This window comes from Longimicrobiales bacterium, assembly GCA_028823235.1.
Taxonomy (GTDB): Bacteria; Gemmatimonadota; Gemmatimonadetes; order Longimicrobiales; family Gaopeijiaceae; genus UBA2589.
On record JAPKBW010000082.1, the window covers coordinates 1 to 1,944 of the forward strand.

Genomic DNA, 1,944 nt, shown 5'->3' on the forward strand with positions numbered 1-1,944 from the left:
CCTTCTTCAGTGCGGATTCGGAGATGTCGGTGATGGTTCCGAAGGGAACGTCTCCCTTCCTTTCCGGGCCCGGATTGGTCGACAGGTCGGGACTGATGCGTTTCCACTTGTCGCCCCTGTTCTCGCTCTTGAATACGTAGTTGGCGCCTGCGTAGAGCGTCTTCGAATCGTAGTGCGACAGGATGAAGGGGGTCACCCAGTTGAACCGCAGTCTCTCGCCGTCCGGCGACGGGCCGGGCTTGATGCGGTGCTCTTCGCCCGTCTTCAGATTCCTTCGCTCCATCGCACCGAAAAAGCCTTCGGTATACATCGTATCCAGGTCGTTCGGGTCGATCCGTGTCACGTAGTAGTCCCCGCGGTGGTCCCAGTACCAGTGCTCTTCGCCCAGGGTCATGGGCTTCGCCTCGCCGCCGAGCACGCCGTTGTCCTGCGTGCCTCCCCATATTCTGTACGGCTCGCTGGCATCGACAGAGATCGCATAGAACTCGGCGAGCGGCAGTGTATTCACGTGGAGCCAGATTTTGCCTCGATCGTGAGATATGTAGAGCCCGCCATCTGTGCCGAGTATGATCCTGTCGGGATCGTCAGGATCAATGAACATGTCGTGATTGTCGCAATGCGGCGTCAGTCGATCGGCCTTATACGAAAGCATGGGGACGGTGCCCTCGGTGATACTCGTTTGGGTCTTACCGGCGTCGGTTGAATGGAGAAGGTTGAAAGCCACGATAAAGATCTCATCCTCATTGTCCGGCATGACCCTGATCAGGCAGAGGGCATAATGGACGCCGGTCTTGACGATGCCTTCATGGGTTTTGCGCCAGCTTTCGCCCCTGTCATCGGAACGATAGATTTCGCCACCGACACCGCGGTGGTCGCAGATGATGTAGAGAACCTTCGGATTCGAGGGCGCGATGGCGATGCCCATTCTGCCAACCTTCTCGCCGGTGGGAAGCCCCTTGGTCAGGAGCTTCCACGTCTCGCCCGCGTCGGTCGATTTGTAGACTCCGCTGCCGGGGCCGGCGACCACATTGTTCCACGCCTTCCGGTCGCGTTCCCATGCAACGGCATACAGCGTCTTGTTGTTCGAAGGATCCATGACGACCTCGACAACGCCGATCTTCTCGGAGATATAGAGGATCTTCTCCCATGTCTTTCCGCCGTCGGTGGTCTTAAAGACGCCTCGCTCTTCGTTGTCGGTGTATTGATGACCGAGCGCAGCGACATACACGACGTCATTATTCTCAGGGTCGATGATGACCCGGCTGATGTGGTGAGTGTCGGTGAGCCCCATGTTCTGCCATGTGTCCCCCGCGTCGGTGGACTTGAACACGCCCGTGCCGGCATAAGAACTGCGCGCCATCTGCGGCTCGCCGGTGCCGACCCAGACCAAGTTCGGATCCTTGTCGGATACTGTTACCACTGCGATAGAGAACGTCGACTCGCTCTCAAAGATCGGCTTCCAAGTCGTGCCGTTGTTGACGGATTTCCAGAGGTTACCGGACCCTGCGCCGCAGTAGAGCGTCGACTTCCGCTTCTTCACCGACCACACACTCTCGATCCTTCCGCCCTGGATTCTGGGGCCAACAGCGGTCCACTTGACATCCTTGAATATCGACGATTCTCTCAGCTTCACATGGTGATCCCACGCCTTCATTCGCACTTCGGGCGGCGTCGCTGGACCAACCTCAACCGCAGCCGCGAGGCATAATGGAGCGATCATTGAAACCATCAATAGGTCGATACTGAAAGTGTAGCTTCTATTGGTCATAAGGTCGTTTCCCTTGCTCTCCGCTTCATTCACCTTTGCCCCAACGACCTAGCGCCATTGAAGCCCGAAACCATCTTCATGCGTGCTGGCCCCTTGTCTGAGAGAACACCAAAACCGTTTGACGATAGCGGGCGACGAGATCGGTGACTGCTAGGAATTTTCTTTTGGAGTTGAGC

At 57.3% G+C, this 1,944-nt stretch carries 1 protein-coding gene; it reads right to left on the minus strand.

Annotated elements, in window-relative coordinates; translation table 11 throughout:
* Positions 1–1,720, minus strand: a 1,720-nt coding sequence (locus OSA81_13745) for a hypothetical protein (GenBank protein MDE0900065.1), incomplete at its 3' end; no start/stop codon positions are given.
* Positions 1,721–1,944: the final 224 nt, after the last annotated feature.